This window comes from Peribacillus sp. NPDC097224 (genome assembly GCF_044761985.1).
In the GTDB taxonomy this organism is placed as follows: domain Bacteria; phylum Bacillota; class Bacilli; order Bacillales; family DSM-1321; genus Peribacillus.
Window position 1 is genome coordinate 1 of record NZ_JBIWDK010000024.1, and the last position, 1536, is coordinate 1536.

The 1536-nt window shown below is 38.8% G+C and carries 1 protein-coding gene; it reads left to right on the plus strand.

All coding sequences use genetic code 11. The annotated features are described in order from the left end of the window. Positions 1-64: 64 nt before the first annotated feature. Positions 65-1536, plus strand: a 1472-nt coding sequence (locus ACIQXR_RS20525) for an IS1182 family transposase (RefSeq protein WP_403080598.1), incomplete at its 3' end; no start/stop codon positions are given.

A 1536-nucleotide genomic window follows, 5' to 3' on the forward strand; every position in this document is an offset into this window, starting at 1 on the left:
CGTTCCTCAAAAACGAAATTCTACACCTACTTTTATTCCCTATGATAACCAACAAACCACTGTTATTTTTGACATTCAGGATCTCATTCCGGTTCACCACGTGGCGCGTGTGATTGATCAAATGATTGAATCAGTAGAAGATAATGTCTTTTTTGAGCACTATAATGGTGGCGGACGTAGCTCTTACCATCCTAAAATGATGACGAAAGTCATTTTGTATGCCTATTCTCAAAAAGTCTATTCCTGTCGTGAAATCGCCAAACTGGTTAAAGAAAATATCCCAACAATGTGGCTGGCTGCCTTGCAAAAACCGGATTATCGAACGATTAATCGATTTCGCACACAACAAATGGATAAGCTCCTTCCGAAGCTATTTGAAGAAATGATCCATCAACTAATAGAAGAAAAGCACGTCACAATGGAGAACTATTTTCTAGACGGAACAAAGATTGAAGCAAGCGCAAACAAGTATTCATTTGTGTGGAAAAAGGCGACGACCAAATTTGAGGCGAAGCTGCAAGAAAAAATCGAAGAAACGTACCAACAGATTCAGACCATTGCAAATGAAGAGGGTCTTGAACTGTCTACTCAAGATGAAACCTCCTCATTAACGGCAGAGGAAAAACTAACTCAAATAGAAAAAGCATTAGTGGAAAAAGTTGAAAAGGAAACGAATGGTATCCAACTTGAAGAAGATGTCCAGGTACGAAAAGAAAAACGACGGGAACTCAGTCCGGTTAAGAAACTATTGAAATTAGTGCGCGAAGACTTAGGTCCACGATTAGTAAAATATAAACAACAAAATGCTCTATTTGGCGATCGAAATAGTTATTCTAAAACCGATACGGATGCGACATTTATGCGAATGAAAGATGATCATATGAATAACGGACAACTAAAACCTGGTTATAATATTCAAATGGCAACGGAAAATCAATTCATTCTTTTTTATACGATACATCAACGCCCAACTGATACGCGTTGTTTCAAGCCGCATATAGAGGCACTGAAGAATACATCGCTACCATTCCCGAAAAACGTCATCGCAGATGCCGGCTATGGCAGTGAAGAAAACTATCTCTACTCTTTGGAAGAAGAATTTGAAGCTTTGATTCCTTACAATACTTTTTTAACGGAACAAAAACGGAGCTATAAAAAAGATATTCGTCATGCGAGTAACTGGGCATATGATGAACAAAAGGATGAATACACCTGTCCAAATAACCGTAAGGTTTTATTTAAGCGTTACTCGACCCGTACGGATAAAAATGGATTCACACGTGACTTTAAAATTTATGAATGTGAGGATTGTACGGATTGCCCATTAAAATCTCAATGTACAAAGGCGACAGGAAATCGCCAAGTGCATGTTAATCCAGTTTATGAAGAATTAAAAGCGAAAGCAAAAGTGAACCTTTGGTCTGAATCGAATGCACAACTTTACGCTCGACGAAAAATCGAGGTAGAGAGTGTTTTTGGTCATATCAAGGGCAATAGGTCGTTCCGTCGCTTTTCGCTTCGGGGCTTAGCGAAAGT